The organism is Mycolicibacter acidiphilus, assembly GCF_018455725.1.
GTDB classification, from domain to species: domain Bacteria; phylum Actinomycetota; class Actinomycetes; order Mycobacteriales; family Mycobacteriaceae; genus Mycobacterium; species Mycobacterium acidiphilum.
In genome coordinates this window covers 1-17,077 of record NZ_JAHCLR010000063.1, presented here as the reverse complement: position 1 = coordinate 17,077, position 17,077 = coordinate 1, and the positions used below count along the sequence as shown (strand labels likewise).

The window sequence follows — 17,077 nt, the reverse complement described above, 5'->3', positions numbered from 1 at the left end:
ATCGAATCAACGCACTCTGAAACCGGAAGAGCCGTCAGAGCGCCGATAACGAGGTCACGGAAATGCGTGCGGTGTGCGAACAGGCGGTCCGCACGGCCCGTGCGGTGCGGTGAGACGAGTAATAGGTGACTGAGATCGTACGACCGTACGAGAATTAAAGCATCGGCTTACGTCATTAAATAAATCAAGTTACTAGCCGGTTATTTTATACAGGCTGACCAGGTGAAGTATTCGAACGTGCAGGTAGCGATGCGTGTTTCAAATATGTACCGACCCCCTTCGGTACATATTTGGAACAACCTGAGTTGAGTGTCGGAATGTGTTGCATATAAAAAGCAATACAGGTAACTTACAGCCGATCTTTAGCAAACATTGATGTTGACCTCGGCAAACACGACAAGCACGACCAACACGACAACCTAAGGAGAGCGCTGTGCCCCTAGCCCTTCGTCCCTACGCCACCGCAGGTGTCGCGATCGTGGGGGCCGGCCTGATCGCCGCCACCCCGCTGGTCGCGCCGTCGCCCCAGATCGGCACGGTGCGCGACGTGGCACTGACCGCCTCCGACGCCTGGGACGCGGTGTTCAACACCGCCCAGCAGAACCTGACCCAGATCATGAACAACTACTACCTGGCGCCGGGGGTGGCGTTCCAGCAGTTCGTGGCCAACCAGAACGACTACGCCCAGCAGCTGATGGATGACCCGACGAACCTCACCGCGGTCACCGAGCAGATCCGGCACAACCTCGACGCCCTGCTCACCGGGTACACGCTGAGCAACCCCAGCCAGGAGACCCTGGAGATCGTCATGAGCCACACGCTGGCCGCCGGCGACGCGTCGACGTTCGCCCCGGGCTGGTACGACCTGTTCGCCGGGCCGCTGGCATCGCTGATGGGCGGGATGTTCCCGGCAGAGATGGTGCCGCTGATCCACTTCGCGTCCTCACCGCTCAGTGGGCTGATCATGGGCTCGCTGGGGCCGCTGATCTCGCCGATGGTCGCGCTGATCAACAGCGTCAACGACCACGACAGCTTCGGCGACACCCTGGCCAACATGGTCGGGGCCTCACTCAACGGCGCCACGCTGAACCTGGACAGCATGCTGCCGATGATCAACGAGGCCGCCGGCGACTTCCTGCCGGCCGGCATGGGCATCGGGCACCTGGACATCGCGTTCGGCGGCTGGCTCACCGCCGGTCAGGTGGCCATCGACCCCTACCAGGTGCTCGGCGAGAACGGCGAGGTGCTGGCCGAAACGCCCGCGGTGGGCGGTTCGATCCTCAACAGCGTCGGGCTGGAGCTGACCGGCGCCCCGGTGGTCGGCAGCCTCAGCCTCACCAGCCATGCGGTCGGCCCGATCGGGGCGATGCTCGGCTTCGGCCAGACCGTCGGCGCGCTGCTGGGTTCCGGCTGGGACGGCAAGGGCGCCGTGCCCGTCGTCCCGCCGCTGGCCGGCTCCGACCTGCCGCTGATCGACGGCCTGGACGACGGCGGCGCCGGCAGTGCCGCCGCCGGCGACTTCGCCGAACTGCTGGCCGGACTGGGCCTGTAATCGAATCCGCCACCCCCACCTGACTTTTCGCACGAAAGGCAATCACCCCATGACTCACCGCAAGCGCAACCGGACGATCGGCGCCGGCAGCACCGTCGCCGCGTTCCTGGCATTCGGCATGACACCGCTGGCAGCGGCGCCGCCCGCCCAGGCCGACTTCTTCGAAGACCTGCTCGGCTTCGACTGGTCAGCGGCCGACGTCTCCGGGTCGGCCGAGGGTTTCGACCTGTCCGGTCTGATGGGCGGCGTCGACACGGCGACGCTGTTCGACCAGCTGTTCTACACACCGCTGCACACCCTGACCGAGGCCTGGATCAACAACCCGTTCGGTGAGATGGTCAACGGCGCCATCAATCAGATGGCCGGGCAGTACCTGATCGGCGACGGCATCGACGGCACCGTGGACAACCCCGACGGCGGCCACGGCGGCCTGTGGTTCGGCGACGGCGGCGACGGCTGGTCCAGCGATGTCGCCGGGACGGCCGGCGGCAACGGCGGCAACGCGATCGGCTTCGGTGACGGTGGTGACGGCGGCGCCGGTGGTGCGGGTGCGGCCGGCGGCGACGGCGGCGTCGGCGGGGTCTTCATGGGCCACGGCGGTGTCGGCGGTGACGGGGGTGCCGGTGTCGCCGGCTTCCTCAACGGCGGGGCCGGGGGCGACGGCGGTGCGGCGATGGCCTGGCTGTTCGGCAACGGCGGCTCCGGTGGTTCGGGCGGCCAGGGTGCCAACGGCGCCCAGGGAACCTTCGCCGACAGCGGCACCGGCAACGGTGGTACGGGCGGCCTCGGTGGCAACGGCGGTAGCGGCGGCGTCAGTGGCTTCCTGCTCGGCAACGGCGGGAGCGGTGGTGTGGGCGGTGCGGCCGGCAACGGCGGTGATGGCGCCGACGGCACCGCCGACCACCACGACGGCGGCAACGGTGCTGCCGCTGGCTACGCCACCGGCCGCGGCGGTGTCGGCGGCCTGGGTGGTGCCCGTGGCTCGAACTTCTACAACGACCCGTCCTACGGCCACGCCGGCCAGTCCGGCGACGGCGGGCACGGCGGCAACGGCGGCGCCGGTGGCGACGGCTTCCAGGACACGGCCGGCAACTACCTCGGCAGCGGCGGCAACGGCGGTCAGGGCGGTGACGGCGGCGCCGGGTACACCGGTGGCGACGGCGGCAACAGCGGTGACGGAGGCTCCGGGATCAACGGTGGCAACGGCGGTAGCTGGGCCGGCAGCGGCGGCTACGGCATGGGGAACTCCGCCACCACCGAAGGCGCCACCGGTATCGGCGGTCACGGCGGCAACGGTGGTGTCGGTGGTGACGCCACCGGCGCGGTCGGGGTGACCGGCACCGCCGGCAACGGCGGGACCGCGGGCCAGGGCGGCTACGGCGGCATGGTCGAAGGTGGGCGCGGCGGCGACGCCGGCCAGGCCGGGGCCGGCGGCAACGGCGCCACCGACGACGACACCATCAAGACCATCGGCGGTAATGGTGGCTACGGCGGATCCGGCGGCAACGGCTACACCGCTGGCGCCGCCGGCGACGGCGGGGCCGGCGGCACCGGCACCTACCAGGGTGGCGACGGCAGCGGCGGCGGCAACGGCGCCACCAGCATCAACGGCGGTGCCGGCGGCGACGGCGGCGACGGAGGCGTGGCCACCGGCTGGAAGGACGCCGACGGCACCATCTGGAGCATCGGCGGCAACGGCGGCGCCGGCGGCAGCGGAGGGGCGACCAGCACCAACATCCTCACCGGTGGCACCGGCAGCGGCGGTGATGGCGGCCAGGGCGGCAACGGCGCCGACGGTGCGACCGGGCCCGGCGTGGTCAGCATCGGCGGCAACGGCGGCAACGGCGGCAGCGGCAACTTCGGCAATGGCGCCCCCGGCGGCGCCGGTGGCGACGGAGGCAGCGGCGGGAACGGCACCGCCTCCGGCGGCAACGGCGGCGCCGGCGGCAACGGAAACATCGGTGAGGTCGGCAGCAACGGCGGCACCGGCGGGACCGGCGGCAACAGCGGCGGCGTCGAAACCCCGACCAACACTTTGGGTATCGGGCCCGGCCATGCCGGCAACGGCGGCAGCGGCGGCAACGCCGGTGCCGGGAACAGCGGTACCGGCGGTACGGCCGGTACCGGCGGTAATGGTGGCAACGGTGCCGGCGACGTCAACGGCGGCAACGGCGGCAACGGTGGCGCTGGCGCCAACGGTGTGAACGGTGCCGAGGGCACGACTGGAAACAACCCGCTCACCGGCGCCCCCGGGAAGACGGCCGGCGGCGACGGTGGCGCCGGCGGCAATGGTGCGGTCGGCGGCAAGGGCGGCAACGGCGGCACCTCTGAGGACGGCACCGGCGGCAACGCCGGAAACGGCGGGACCGGTGGCCGGGGCGGCAATGGCGGATCCGGTGGTGCCGGCGGCGTCAACCCGGACACCGGCGCCGGCCTGGCCGGCGGCAACGGCGGTGACGGCGGCAACGGTGGGGCCGGCGGCGCAGCAGGCACGGCCGGCCACGGCGGGGCCGGCAACGGCAACGCCGGCACGGTGAGCGCAGGCGGTGCCGCCGGCTCGGCCGGCTCCGGTGGCGCGGGTGGCGCCGGTGACCCCGCCGGTACTACCGGTAACCCCGGCACCGCCGGCAACCCCGGGTAGCCGATCGCCGTTGAGATTGCGTCTACGGCTGTGCCGTTCGCGGGTCCGCGACCGTAGACGCAATCTCAACGGTGAGTCTCGAGCTATGCGGGGGATTCACTGCTCCGATGCCAGGCCCCTTATTACCGTTCGGGTGGCGAACCGTACGGTGTCGTCCCAACTCAGGTCGTGGTAGAGGTGCCGCGGTCCGGTGAAGTGCTCGGCCAACCCGACGACGGTGGACCACAGCACGATCAGGGCTTGATCCGGGTTTTCGATCCGATAGTCGGCAAGGACTGACCGCATGAACTGGATCAGCCGGGTGGTCACCCCGACCAGCTTTTCGAGCACGACCGGGTCGATCTCCGCGTCGACGCCCATCGTGGAGAACGCGTTGAACACGCGGCCGAAGTCCGCGTATGTAGCGAGATATTTGGTTGCGTACTGCGCGAAGAATTCCTCGGGTCCCAGACCCGCTGCCCGCATCGGCTCCAGATCGGCGAGGAATTGTTCCATCCGTTCGGCGTAGAGCGCCGTGTACAGAGACTCCTTGTTCGAGAAGTAGAGGTAAACCGTGCCCAACGCCACTCCGGAACGTCGGGCCACCTCCCGCATCTGCAGGCCCGCTAACCCGTTCTCGCGCAGCGTCGCCCAGCCGGCATCGAGGATGTCACGGCGACGTGCTTCCTTGTCCCCACGCCGAGTAGCCACAGCCGACGAGCCTAACTCAGCTTTGCTGGTTGAACGCGTTCATGATCCGACCGCTGGATCCGAAGGGCGCAATCGCGTGGGCAGTACGTTCATCGAAATCAGAGCAGCGCGCCGACCAGCATCAGCGGCGACAGCCCGACCAGCGCCGCCACCGACTCGCCGAGCGCGGTCAGCGGGTCGGCCTGACCCGCCGGGGACTCGAAGAGCTGCAGGGCGATCTGCGGCAGGGTGAGCAGCAGCGTGCTGGCCATGTCCACCGGCGGCAGGCCGGTGTGAGTGAGCGACAGCTCCTGGAAGCCCTGGGTGAACCAGTTCTCGGCGCCGGAGAGGAACGTCGACAGGTAGTCGGAGATCTCCGTCGGCGTCCCGTCGAGGTTGAACGCGGCCGTCGCGGAGTTCAGCAGCGGCCCAAGAACATCCGTCATCGTCTCCGGTGAGATCAGCTGGTAGTTGGTCGGATCCATCAGCGTCTTCCACGCGTCCTGCACGCCCTGCACCAGGCCCTTGGCCAGCGCGTCGGGAACCTGATCCATGACGCTCTGATCGGGGAAGAGGCCCATCACCGTGGGTACGTCGGCGTCGCCCGGCGACCAGCCGTGGTCGATGCTGCCGTAGCCGAGGTTCACCAGCACCGACAGATCCGGCTGCAGCAGGTTGGAGATCGGGTTGCCGATGAACGGGATCAGTCGCACCAGGTCCAGCAGTGGCAGGCTCGGTGACTCGATCATGAAGTAGTTGGTCAGGGAGTCGGCCGCAGAGGTCGGCAGTTGGATCGCGTTGGCGACCTGATCCGGCGTCAGCCCCAGGTAGGCGATGTGATTGAAGACGATGCCCAGGTAGGCGTTGAGGTCGGACAGGAAGTTCAGCGGGTACTTCGGGAAGTCCGCGAACCCGTCGTACTCGTAGGTGTAGATGTCGGTGGGCGAGACGTCCGACGGGGTGGCGCCGCTGAACGTCAGGCCCAGATGGGTGGCGTCCGGGGTGGACCCGGCCGGGATCGCGAAGCGTTCCAGCAGGCCGCCGTTGGGGTTGTTCGGGTCGCCCAGCATCACGAAGTGCACGTCCGCCGGGTTGACGCCGTCCTTCTCCAAGTGCGCCATCAGCAGCGAGTCGATCGTGGAGCTCTGCGAATACCCGCTGACCACAACGGGATTCGTCGGGCTGACGCCGCCGGCGGCGATCCGGGCCTTGATCGCGTCCTCGATGATCTGCTGGCCCTGCGCCGTCGAGTTGTCGAACGTCATGCTGAACGGAAAGGTGAACGGGTACAGCGATTCCGGGGTGGTGATCGCCGTCGAGTCACCGGTGAAACCGTGCGGCGCCAGGTACAGCTTGTCGAAGGCGTCCAGCCAGCCCTGGCTGGGGGTGGCGACGAAACTGGCGCCCATCACCAGGGCGGTGCCGTCGCCGAGGGCGGATTCGACGCTGCTGAGCAGCACCCCGAGCGTCCGGGTGTCGGGTGCCGGGGCGGCGATCAGCCCGGCGCCGGTGACGGCAATTCCGGTGGTCAGGCCGGTGGCCAGATACGCGCTCAGCAGGCTGCGGTGGGCGGACCTCATCGGTTACCTCTCGTTGGTGTGGGTAAACGGGTTTACAGGCCCAGGGCCCCGATGGCCAGGATCGGCAGCAACCCGACCACGGCGGCGAGCGGATCGCCGACCGCGTCGACCGGGTTACCGGCGGCCATCTGGGTCTGGAACATCTCCTCGGCGACCTTGGGCAGCGTGAAGAGCAGGGTGCTGGCGACGTCGATCGGCGGGATGCCGGTGTGGGTGAACGACAGTTCGGTCAGACCGGTCTTGTAGTTGTCGATCGTGCTGGTCAGGAAGCTGTTGAACCAACTCGACATCTCCGACGGGGACTTGTCCAGGTCGAATGCCGCCGTCGCGGCGTTGACGATCGGCCCCAGGAACTCGTGCATCGTCTGCGGCGAGATCAACTGGTAGTTACTGGGATTCGCCAGATCCTTGAACATGTCCTGCACGCCCTGCTGCAGGCCCTTGACCAGCGCCTCGGGCACCTGATCCAGCACGCTCTGCGGCGGAAGGAAGCCCATCGTGGTGCCCACATCGGCGGGGCCGTGGTCCCAGCCGCCCAGGTAGGTGTCGTCGACGTTGCCATAGCCCAGGTTCACCAGCACGAACAGGTCGGGCTGCACCAGGTCGGCCAGCGGGTTGCCGACGAACGGAACCAACCGCAGCAGGTCCACCAGCGGCAGGCTCTCCGTCGGGATCATGTAGTAGTTGACCATCGTGTCGACCGCCGATGTCGGCAGCAGGATCGCGTCCCCGCCATCGGCCTCCGGGGTGGCCTGCTCGGGTGTGACACCGAGGTACGCGATGTGGTTGAAGAGGATCCCCAGGTAGGCGTTGATGTCGGCCAGCAGGTTGATCGGGTATTTCGGGAAGTCCGCGAAGCCGTCGTATTCGTCGGTGAAATTGTCGGTCGGGAACAGATCGCTCGGCATCGCCCCGTTGAACGTGATGCCCAGGCTCTCCGCGGTCGGATTGGAGCCGGCGGGCAGGTCGAAGCGCTCCAGGAACCCGCCGTTGGGGTTGTTCTCGTTGCCCAGCAGTACGAAACGCAGGTCCTCGGTCGGCACCTTGCCGGCCAGTTCCTTCATCAGCGTCGCGTCCATGATCGACGACTGCGAGTATCCGGTGACCACCAGCGGGTGCTCCGGGCTGGCCTCGCCGCTGGCGACGCGGCTGAGGATCTCCTTCTCGATGATCTGCTCACCGGTCGCCATCGACGAGTTGAGCGTCGCGGCGAACGGGCCGGGTGGGACGAACGGGTACAGCGACTCCGGGGTGGTCACCGGGACCAGGTTGGTGCCGGTGTAGCCGAGGGGCGCCAGGAAGTTGGCGTTGAACGCCTCCAGGTAGCCCTGGCTGGGCACCGGGTAGCCGCTGCCGCCGAGCAGCAGGGCGGTGCCGTCCCCGAGCGGGCCCAGTTCGACGCTGGTGAGCAGCACTTCGTGGACGTTCGGGGCGGGGTGCACCGGGGGGATCGGGATCAGCCCGGCGCCGGTGACGGCGACCCCGGCGGTCAGATAGGCACTCAGCTGGCTGCGACGAACAAACCCCATTTTTTATCCCCCGGTCTCACAATGTTCGTAGTGCATTCTGTAACGGATCTCATGGTGTGACAATGGGCACATGCACGACGACGGTCGATGGGCACTGTGCGCGTGCACAGGACGGGGTCGCTAAGTGAATCGCGGTAGCCGCACCGGGCGCTGATGGCACGCTCGACGGTTGGGCATCGGCACAGTTCGCCGATCATCCGCCGGTTAGCATCGCCGGCATGGGTGAGTCGTTCGTGGCACGGGCGTCCCGGCAGTTGCTGGGCGACGTCGACGGCCTGGTGGCGGACGTGGCGGCCGCCGTGCAGGACGCCGGCCTCTACGGCGACTCCGGGGTGACCGCCGAGGATCTGCGCGCCGCACACCGCGCCAACCTGGTCGGGCTGCTGGGCTTCCTCAGCGGCGAACCGCAGGCCGGACTGGCGGCGCCGCAGGAGACCGGCCGGCTGCGCGGCGGCCAGGGTGCGCCGCTGCCGGCGGTGCTGCGCGCCTACCGGTTGGGGGCCAGCGTGATCTGGGACCGGCTGGTGGCGATGGCCGGCGACGACGCCGCCGCCCGGGCCGAGTTGCTGTCGAAGGCCTCGCTGGCCTGGCAGATCTTCGACGAGTACACCCAGGCGGTGACGGTCTCCTACCAGGATGCGGTCGCCGAGCACGCCCGCCGTGACGCCGCGATCCGCGACGCCGCCCTGGACGCGCTGTTCGGTGGGCAGGTCGCCGGTGGGCTGCTGTGGGACTGCGCCACCAAACTGCGGCTGCCGCAGCGCGGCACGTTCGCCGTCGTCGTCGCCACCCTGCCGGACCGGGCCATCGAGAACACCTTCGACCCGCTGCCCGGCATCGAAGCCGAACTGACCGCGCTCGGGGTGCGCTCGGCGTGGCGGCTGCAGCTGGGCAGTCAGGTCGGCGTCGTCGCGCTCACCGACACCTTCGGAGTCCAGCGGCTGTGCACGATGATCGCCGGCCGCGGAACAGCGCCGGTCGGGATCAGTACGCCCTACGACGGTCTCGACGACACCCACGCCGCGTTGCGGCAGGCGCAATTGGCCTGTGCGGCAGTCGGATCCGCCGACCAGCGGGTGCTGCGCTACGAGGACGCGCTGGTGCCGGCGCTGGTCGCCTCCGCGCCGGAGGTGGCCGGTGCGCTGGCCGCGGCGGTGCTGGGTCCGCTGCTGGCACTGCCGGCGGCGGACCGGGATGGGCTGGTCGAGACCCTGAACTGCTGGTTCGCGGCGGGCGGTGAGGTGGCCGCCGTCGCCGAGGCGCTGTACTGCCACCGCAACACCGTGCGGTCCCGGCTGAACCGGATCACCGAGGCCACCGGATGCGACGTCGCCACACCGGTGGGCGCCGCGCATCTGTACCTGGCGATGCAGGCGCACCGGATAAATCCGATGGAACCGAATCCACCCGAGCACCGTCGAACCACATAACAGCGCGAAATCCGCGCCGGTGAGGGGGAGACCGTGACTGCCACACCTGCAGCCGCCAACGCACTGCATGCCGACTTCGAGGTGATGGCCGCCGTCGCCGCGGCCACCGACGCCCGCAACGAGGAGATCCGCGCGCTGCTGGCCACGTTCATGCAGCGCATGCGCAGCGTGCCGGCGGCGGTGTGGTCGGGGCGCGCCGCGGTCCGGTTCCAGGACGTGCTGGAACGCTGGAACGCCGAATCGCTGCACCTGCACCGGGCGCTGGCGCAGATCGCCGAGACCATCCGGCACAACGAGCGGTTGCTGCGCGAGGTCGCCGAGGCGCACTCCCGGCACATCGGCGCGGCCGGGGACGGGATCTGACATGGACTCGACTGTGTTGTCCTACAACTTCGACGAGATCGAATACGCCGTCCGTCAGGAGATCCACGCCACGTCGGTGCGCCTCAACGGCGCCCTGGACGCACTGCGCGCCCAGATCGCGCCGCTGCAACAGGTCTGGACCCGGGAGGCGGCCGGCGCCTACCACGCCGAACAGCTCCGGTGGCAGCACGCGGCCGCCGCGCTGAACCGGATCCTGGTCGACCTGGGTGCCGCGGTGCGCGACGGTGCGGCTGACGTCGCCGACGCCGATCGGCGTGCCGCGGGGGCCTGGGGGCGGTAGGAGAGACCGCCCCCGCACACGGTGCGGCCCCGGCGGAGGAGAGCCGCCGGGGTCGCATCGGCCCCCGGGATGGAATCATCGATGTCCAGCCGAAGCCCGCACAGTGCTCGCGGGGGCAGGCGTGGCAGTGTCGACCGGAGGCAGGTGAAGCATCTGCGTCAGCATGAGTTGGACACCGCGGAACGGCTCGCCGATCTCGGTGACGACGTGAAATTCATTCCTGCCACGTCGGACGGTCGGCGTGCGGATGTGGAAATCGACGACATGCTGTGGGAGCTGAAATCACCGACGTCATCGAACCGGAACACGATCACCACAAGACTTGGGCGCGGGGCGCGCCAGTCCGCCAACATCACATTCGACATATCGCGCACGCGAATCTCGATTGCCGACGCGATGGAAATCGCAGAGGACGTGCTGCGGCGCTACCCTGAGGTGGCTGTGATCAGGCTCGTCGGGCGAGACACCCAGTCAGGCCCGTTAGACGTGTTGATCAGGAGGTGAGTCCCAGGATGTCGAACATCGACTACGTGATCGTCGGGACCGGGCCATTGCTTGCTGACGTGCGGAACATGGTCAAGAACATCACGCGGAGCGCAGATGCCGAATCCGGCTGGCTTCACCCGGCCGACGAACGGGCGTCGGTGTACGTCAAACCCGATCCCGAATGTGCAGGCGGCACGGTTGTTCAGGTGTATTACTCCGCTGACCCGCCGACGCGCGGTCAGGAATATGCGCGGTCTCTCTACGACGAGTTGGTTCGGCGTACGAACTGGGATTTGGTGCTCGACTCCGACGAGACGGACGGAATCGTCGCGTCCCGTACCAAGAGCCGGGTCTGACCTACCGGGCTGACCGGGTGCCACGGTTTTGACCTGCCCCGATGCCCACCGGTAAGCTGCCACGTTGGCGTGCGGTGCCTACTCGGCACAGCGGGTCTCGGGTCACTGTCGGTCGCCGAGAACCACCCGGTACGTCCAGGTAAGACCGGCGCCCGGCTCGCACCGGGATCCGCAAGACCCGGGGTTACCCGGAACCGAGAGAGGTAAGCGCTGTGCCCACATACACGCCGAAGGCGGGTGACACCACGCGGTCGTGGTACGTCATCGACGCCACCGACGTGGTGCTCGGCCGGCTCGCCGTTGCAGCAGCAACCCTGCTGCGCGGCAAGCACAAGCCGACATTCACGCCGAACTGCGATGAGGGTGACTTCGTCATCGTCATCAACGCGGACAAGGTCGCCATCAGCGGCGACAAGCTGACCAACAAGAAGATCTACCGCCACTCCGGTTACCCGGGCGGTCTGCGCCAGCGCAGCGTCGGCGAGGTCATGGCCACCCGTCCCGACCGGGTCGTGGAGAAGGCGATCCTCGGGATGATCCCGAAGAACAAGCTCGGCCGTCAGGTTCAGCGCAAGCTGCACGTTTACGCCGGCCCGACGCATCCGCACACCGCTCAGCAGCCGGTTCCGTACGAGATCAAGCAGGTGGCGCAATGACCGAGACGGCAATCGAAGGCATCGAGCCCGAAGAGGTCATCGAGGTGGAGGCCGCCGAGGTCGTGTACCACGAGCCCGTCGACCTGGGCCGCCCGATCCAGACCGTCGGCCGCCGCAAGGAGGCCGTGGTGCGGGTGCGTCTGGTGCCCGGCACCGGCCAGTTCAACCTGGACGGCCGCACCCTGGAGGCGTACTTCCCGAACAAGGTGCACCAGCAGCTGATCAAGGCTCCGCTGGTCACCGTGGACCGGGTGGACAGCTTCGACATCTACGCCCACCTCGACGGCGGCGGCCCCTCCGGGCAGGCCGGCGCGCTGCGGCTGGCGATCTCCCGGGCACTGATCCTGGTGCAGCCGGAGGACCGCCCGGCGCTGAAGAAGGCCGGGTTCCTGACCCGCGACCCGCGTGCCACCGAGCGCAAGAAGTACGGCCTGAAGAAGGCCCGTAAGGCGCCTCAGTACAGCAAGCGCTGATCTGCGGTTGCGATCTGGCAGCGAGTTGGGGGTGTCTCCCGCAGACGGGAGGCACCCCCGCTTGCTTTTCACCGGCGTGTCGACGTGTTTTCGGGCATGCTCGCGGCGATAAAGGATGGTTATGGGTCGACTTTTCGGCACCGACGGCGTCCGCGGGGTCGCCAACCGCGAACTCACCGCGGAACTGGCGCTGGCCCTGGGTGGCGCGGCGGCGCGGCACCTGGCGGCCGGCACCGAGCGACGGGTTGCCGTGGTCGGCCGTGACCCGCGGGCCAGCGGCGAGATGCTGGAGGCCGCGGTCATTGCCGGGTTGACCAGTCAGGGTGTCAGCGTGCTGCGGGTCGGCGTGCTGCCGACGCCGGCGATCGCGTACCTGACCGGTGCCTACCAGGCGAACTTCGGCGTGATGATCTCCGCCTCGCACAACCCGATGCCCGACAACGGCATCAAGTTCTTCGGCCCCGGTGGGCACAAACTCGACGACGCCACCGAGGACGCCATCGAGAACCTGGTCGCCGAGGGCCCGGGCCTGCGACCGGTCGGCGCCGACATCGGCCGGGTCGTTGACGCCCCCGACGCCGAGGACTGCTACCTGCGGCACCTGCGGGAGGCGATCGGCAACACCAAGCTGGACGGGCTGACCGTGGTGGTGGATTGCGCCCACGGCGCCGCGTCGGCGGTGGCGCCGCGCGCCTACCGGGCGGCCGGTGCGACGGTGATCGCGATCAACGCCGACCCGGACGGGCTGAACATCAACGACGGCTGCGGGTCGACGCACCTGGAACCGCTGCGTGCCGCGGTGCTCGCCAACGGTGCCGACCTGGGCCTGGCACACGACGGCGACGCCGACCGCTGCCTGGCCGTCGACGCCGCCGGCAACGTGATCGACGGCGACGCGATCATGGTGGTGTTGGCGCTGGCCATGCGCGACGCGGGCGAACTCGCCGACGACACCCTGGTGGCGACCGTCATGAGCAACCTCGGCCTGCACCTGGCGATGCGTGAGGCCGGTGTCACCGTGCACACCACCGACGTCGGGGACCGCTACGTGCTGGAGCAGTTGCGGGAGGGCGGCTTCACGCTCGGCGGCGAGCAGTCCGGTCACATCGTGCTGCCCAAGCTGGCGACCACCGGCGACGGCGTCATCACCGGGCTGCGGGTGATGGCGCAGATGGCGCACACCCGCACGTCGCTGGCCGATCTGGCGGCGGCGATGCGCACCCTGCCGCAGGTGCTGATCAACGTCGAGGTGACCGACAAGGCCGCCGCCGTCGAGACGCCGGCGGTGCGCACCGCACTGCGCAGTGCCGAGGGCGAACTCGGCGACACCGGCCGAATCCTGTTGCGCCCGTCCGGAACCGAGCAACTGGTCCGGGTGATGGTGGAAGCCGACGACGAGGACACCGCGCAGCGGATCGCGACCGGCGTCGCCGAGGCGGTCCGCGCCCAGTAATCGGCGGGAACCGGTTCGCCCTTTGCGCCGTCTTACCGGGTATGGGGCAGACATCCGTTCATCTCGACGACGCCGCACTGCGCGAGGTGGCCGAGCACTTCGAGGCCGACGCCGACCTTGTCGACAGCGCGATGCGGGACGGGCTGGGGCGGTTGATGTTCGACGGCGCCGCCGCCGGCCGGGCCCACGCGGCGTCCGGTGCCGAGTTGCGGCGCGTGCTGGACCGGTGGGCGCCGGAGTTGACCCGCTGGTCGCGGGCGAGCGCCGAGATCGCGGGCGCCCTGCGATCCGGGCTGGCCGGCTACCGGGCGGCCGAACTGTCCGCGGCGGATCGGGTGGGCTGAGGTGGCCCCCCGTCTGGATGTGGCGGCTCGCCTTGCCGAGGGGCGAGAAGCCGTGGCGCACACCGAAATCTACGTGGCTGCCTGCCGGCAGCTGGGCTACCAGCACCCTGATCTCACCGGGTACAGCGGGCAGGTCGGTGACTGGTACGACGGTGAGACCGGTCTGGATCTGCACCTGCTCGACGCCGACTGCGCGCAACTGTGGGCGGCGGCCGACGCCGCCGAGAGTGTCCTGCGGGGGCAGCGTGAACAACTCGGTGCGTTGACGACGGCATGGCGCGGGCCGGGTGCCGAGGTGGCAGCGGCGTTCCTGCACGGCCACTGCGACGCCGCGGAGACGCTGACGGTCCGGCTGCGGGGTGCGGCGCAGGCGTGCGCGACGCTGCGCGACGAGTTGTGGCGGTGCGTCGACACCAAGGTGGCGACGGTGCTTGCCGCCGACGAGCGGGTGGGCGCCCAGGCTCCGGGGTGGCTGGCCGCCGCGCACGCGGTGCTCACCGGAACCGGGGACCGGCACGCCGAGGAGGTGGTGGAGCAGCAGGTGAAACCGTACGTGGACAACGAGATCGGCGGTGCCTGGCTTTCCGCGATGCGATCCGCGCGAGCCGGGGCCGCCGCGGCCTACGATGCGGCGGTGGCGTCCGCTGGACCCGACCCGGGCGCGGTTTTCGCGGTGCCGGGGGAGTTGGGCCCGCGCTATCTGCCCGATGCGGCGCCCGGGGTGGCGACGGTCGCGCCGCCGATACCGGTGTTCGCAGGTGTGCCGCCGACGGCACCGGCTGCGGTGTCCACTCCGTTCGATGAACCGCCGGCTGCGCTGTGGCGTGACGCCGCCGGGCCAGCCGACGCCGGGGTGCCCGGCGATCTTGGACTCCCAGGCGAGGGCGCCGGGCTGGGCGACTTCGGGATGCCCGGTGATTTCGGGATGCCCGGGGGCTTTGGGATGCCAGGCGGGGGCGGACTGCCCGCCGGGGGAGCGCTCGGCGGTGTGCTGCCGCGGATCGCCGACGCGATCGGCGATCTGCTGGGGCCGTCGGATTCCGGCCTGGGCGAACCGGATCTCGGTGAGCCGGTCGATGAGGGTGCCGATCCCGACGGCGAGTCCGATGCCGGACCTGGTTCCGGAGACACCGCCGAGGAGGTTGCCGACGTCACCTCCGATGAGCCCGAGGACCAGTCGGATGCCGAAGCGGCTGCCGCGGACACCACCGACGGCTCGGAGTCCGGCGACGATGTGTCCGCCGCGGACCCCGACGCCGTGCCAGCCGCGCAGCAGGCTCCCGAGGCCCAGCCGTCGCCTGCGGAGAAGACCCCGTGTGAGATCGCCGCTGACGAGTTACCGCAGGTCGGGGCATGATCTACACGAGACGCATGATAGTGCGAATTTGCATGCATCACGATGCGTCTGCGCTACCATCGGGCCATGAGGACGACCGTGGTGATCGATGACGACGTCGCCGCTGAGATCGACCGTCTCCGCCGCGAGGGATTGGGCATCAGTGAGGCGCTGAATCTACTGGCCCGCCGGGGTATGGCGGCTGCGGGAATCAAGTCAACGCCGTATCGGCACCGCACCGCGCCGATCGGCCTCAAGGTCGATGTCGCCAACATCGGCGATGTGCTGGATCTGCTCGACGATGATCGTTGATGCAAACCTGTTGCTGTACGCGGTCGACGAGACGAGCGCCTATAACGCCAGGGCCGCCGCGTGGCTGACTGACACCCTCGATGCAGGCACTCGCGTGGGACTGCCGTGGCAGACGATCGGCGCCTTCCTGCGAATCGTCACGCATCCACGGATCGTCGAGCGCCCCCTGTCCGCTGCCGCCGCCTGGGGGCACGTCGAGGATTGGCTGGCGGTCCCGACGGTGTGGATCCCGCCGGCCACCGAGTCCACCGCCAGGGTTTACGCGGCGCTCTGCACGCGAGTCACTGCGACGGCAAACCTGGTGCCGGATGCGCAGCTGGCAGCCCTTGCGATCGAGCACGGTGTCGAGATCGCCTCTGCGGACACCGATTTCGTGAGGTTCCCGGGTCTGCGTTGGATCAACCCGCTGCAGCTCGACTGATCGTCGCTGAAGGCCCGGCCGATTCCCCGGACTGCGTTGCGCAGAGTTCGTCGGGAGTGCGCGGTCAGCGACTCAGGATCGACCCGTCATCGACGAAGCCATGCTGACGCGCGAGTTCGTCGAGGTCCAGTGCGTCGTAGCTGCGCTGGAGGTCGTCGAGCGCGGCGTCGTAGCCGGGGTCGCCGGGTAGTGGGTCGTCGGGCCAGGTGTCGTCGGGCCAGGTGTCATAGGGCCCCGGCGGCAGGTGCTGTGGGTCGGCTGGTGGCGGTCCGGGGTCGGGAACCTCGGTGGCCTTCTGGCGGTGGTGGGCGATGACGGCTTCGATGAAGTGAAACGGGTTGATCCGTGGCTGCCCGCGTTCCAGGTGAGGTGGGGGGATCCATTCGACGCGCCCGGTGTCCCCGAGGCGGGTGGTCCAGCCCTGCACGGTTGCGGTGTTGTTGTCCGGTGGGCAGGCCAGGGCGAGGCCGTCGATGTCGGTGCGCCCACCGGCGGCCCAGTCCTTGTCGCTGTGGTGGGCCTGGGACAGATACCCCGACACCGGACACCCCGGCCGGGTACATCCTCGATCGCGGGCGTGCAGCACGATCCGCTGATCAGCCGAGGCGATGCGTTTGCTGCGCCCGAGCCACAGCGCCCGGCCCCGGCCGTCGAAAATCGTCAGGTAGTGGTAGGCATGGGCGGCCATCCGCAGCAGATCCCCCATCGGCAGCAGACTGCCCCCACCGGTGTGGGCTTTACCGGTCATCGATGTGTCGGCCGGTGGTGGTGTGGTGTCGGGGTGGGCGGCGGCCTGCAGTTCGGCCAGGGTGGTGGAGACGATCACAGTCACCGGCAGCCCGTTGAGTTGACCCAACTCCCCACTGGCCAGCACGGCGCGCACCGCGGCCAGCAGGGCGTCGTGATTGCGCTGGGCAACGGTGCGGTCATCGTCGGTGATCTGCTGCTGGGTGGGGGTGCCGGAGACGCAGGGGTGTTCATCGGCGCTATTGGCCATACCGGGGGCGGCCAGTTTGGCCAGCACCGGTTCGAGGGTGGCACGCAGTTCGGGGGTGATGTAGCCCGACAGGGTGCTCATCCCGTCGGCACGCTGGCGGCCTATGCGCAGCCCGCGTTGGGCTTGGCGTTCCTTGTCGGAGTAGTCACCGTCGGGATTGAGGGTGTCCACCAGGTGC

The 17,077-nt window shown here is 69.2% G+C and carries 18 protein-coding genes; 14 read left to right on the top strand and 4 right to left on the bottom strand.

The genetic code is table 11. The annotated features are described in order from the left end of the window. The first annotated feature begins 433 nt into the window (after window positions 1–433). Window positions 434–1,552: an outer membrane porin GjpA gene (gene gjpA, locus KIH27_RS20030; protein WP_214094727.1), complete on the top strand. Its 1,119-nt coding sequence runs from the start codon at window positions 434–436 to the stop codon at window positions 1,550–1,552. Window positions 1,553–1,601: 49 nt separating this feature from the next. Further along, window positions 1,602–4,193 carry a PGRS repeat-containing protein gene (locus tag KIH27_RS23080; RefSeq protein WP_214094726.1) on the top strand — a complete coding sequence of 864 codons (2,592 nt, stop codon included), beginning with the start codon at window positions 1,602–1,604 and terminating at the stop codon, window positions 4,191–4,193. Window positions 4,194–4,289: 96 nt separating this feature from the next. On the opposite strand, the gene KIH27_RS20020 is transcribed toward KIH27_RS23080, so the two are convergent. The 3 genes from KIH27_RS20020 to KIH27_RS20010 all read right to left on the bottom strand — a co-directional run bounded on the left by KIH27_RS20020 (window position 4,290) and on the right by KIH27_RS20010 (window position 7,971). After that, window positions 4,290–4,883 (bottom strand): TetR/AcrR family transcriptional regulator, encoded by a 594-nt coding sequence (locus KIH27_RS20020; RefSeq protein WP_214094725.1) that lies wholly within the window; start codon window positions 4,881–4,883, stop codon window positions 4,290–4,292. A gap of 98 nt (window positions 4,884–4,981) precedes the next feature. Further along, entirely contained in the window at window positions 4,982–6,442 is a 1,461-nt protein-coding gene (locus KIH27_RS20015) for a PE-PPE domain-containing protein (protein ID WP_214094724.1), read from the bottom strand. A 32-nt stretch (window positions 6,443–6,474) separates the two neighbouring features. Continuing rightward, the gene (locus KIH27_RS20010) at window positions 6,475–7,971 is read right to left on the bottom strand and encodes a PE-PPE domain-containing protein (RefSeq protein WP_214094723.1); all 1,497 of its coding nucleotides are present in this window, start codon (window positions 7,969–7,971) and stop codon (window positions 6,475–6,477) included. Window positions 7,972–8,189: 218 nt separating this feature from the next. Between KIH27_RS20010 and KIH27_RS20005 the strand changes: the two genes are divergently transcribed. From KIH27_RS20005 to KIH27_RS19950, 12 genes are all read left to right on the top strand, one after another. Further along, window positions 8,190–9,401: a PucR family transcriptional regulator gene (locus KIH27_RS20005; protein ID WP_214094722.1), complete on the top strand. Its 1,212-nt coding sequence runs from the start codon at window positions 8,190–8,192 to the stop codon at window positions 9,399–9,401. 33 nt (window positions 9,402–9,434) lie between these two features. Further along, window positions 9,435–9,764: a WXG100 family type VII secretion target gene (locus KIH27_RS20000; protein WP_307856958.1), complete on the top strand. Its 330-nt coding sequence runs from the start codon at window positions 9,435–9,437 to the stop codon at window positions 9,762–9,764. Between the two features lies 1 nt (window position 9,765). Then, window positions 9,766–10,065, top strand: coding sequence for a WXG100 family type VII secretion target (locus KIH27_RS19995; protein ID WP_214094721.1), 300 nt, complete (start codon window positions 9,766–9,768; stop codon window positions 10,063–10,065). A 144-nt stretch (window positions 10,066–10,209) separates the two neighbouring features. Then, a complete protein-coding gene (locus KIH27_RS19990) occupies window positions 10,210–10,569 on the top strand; it encodes a CdiA C-terminal domain-containing protein (RefSeq protein WP_214094720.1) in 360 nt (119 codons plus the stop codon). Between the two features lie 8 nt (window positions 10,570–10,577). Then, window positions 10,578–10,907, top strand: a complete 330-nt coding sequence (locus KIH27_RS19985; RefSeq protein WP_214094719.1) for a hypothetical protein — start codon at window positions 10,578–10,580, stop codon at window positions 10,905–10,907. 212 nt (window positions 10,908–11,119) lie between these two features. After that, on the top strand, window positions 11,120–11,563 hold the full coding sequence (gene rplM, locus KIH27_RS19980) for a 50S ribosomal protein L13 (RefSeq protein WP_214094718.1): 444 nt from the start codon (window positions 11,120–11,122) through the stop codon (window positions 11,561–11,563). Beyond that, the gene (gene rpsI, locus KIH27_RS19975) at window positions 11,560–12,036 is read left to right on the top strand and encodes a 30S ribosomal protein S9 (protein ID WP_214094717.1); all 477 of its coding nucleotides are present in this window, start codon (window positions 11,560–11,562) and stop codon (window positions 12,034–12,036) included. The genes rplM and rpsI overlap by 4 nt, the downstream gene beginning before the upstream one ends. A 121-nt stretch (window positions 12,037–12,157) precedes the next feature. Next, window positions 12,158–13,489, top strand: coding sequence for a phosphoglucosamine mutase (gene glmM, locus KIH27_RS19970; RefSeq protein ID WP_214094716.1), 1,332 nt, complete (start codon window positions 12,158–12,160; stop codon window positions 13,487–13,489). A gap of 41 nt (window positions 13,490–13,530) precedes the next feature. After that, a complete protein-coding gene (locus tag KIH27_RS19965; RefSeq protein WP_214094715.1) occupies window positions 13,531–13,833 on the top strand; it encodes a type VII secretion target in 303 nt (100 codons plus the stop codon). A gap of 52 nt (window positions 13,834–13,885) precedes the next feature. Beyond that, a complete protein-coding gene (locus tag KIH27_RS19960) occupies window positions 13,886–15,190 on the top strand; it encodes a hypothetical protein (RefSeq protein ID WP_307856957.1) in 1,305 nt (434 codons plus the stop codon). 66 nt (window positions 15,191–15,256) lie between these two features. Then, complete coding sequence (locus tag KIH27_RS19955; RefSeq protein WP_214094713.1) at window positions 15,257–15,481, top strand: CopG family transcriptional regulator; 225 nt, start codon at window positions 15,257–15,259, stop codon at window positions 15,479–15,481. After that, window positions 15,471–15,902, top strand: coding sequence for a TA system VapC family ribonuclease toxin (locus KIH27_RS19950; RefSeq protein WP_214094712.1), 432 nt, complete (start codon window positions 15,471–15,473; stop codon window positions 15,900–15,902). Before KIH27_RS19955 ends, KIH27_RS19950 begins: the two co-directional genes overlap by 11 nt. 64 nt (window positions 15,903–15,966) lie before the next feature. Here the strand turns inward: KIH27_RS19950 and KIH27_RS19945 are convergent. After that, a partial coding sequence (locus tag KIH27_RS19945) for an HNH endonuclease signature motif containing protein (RefSeq protein ID WP_214094711.1) occupies window positions 15,967–17,077 on the bottom strand: 1,111 nt, incomplete at its 5' end.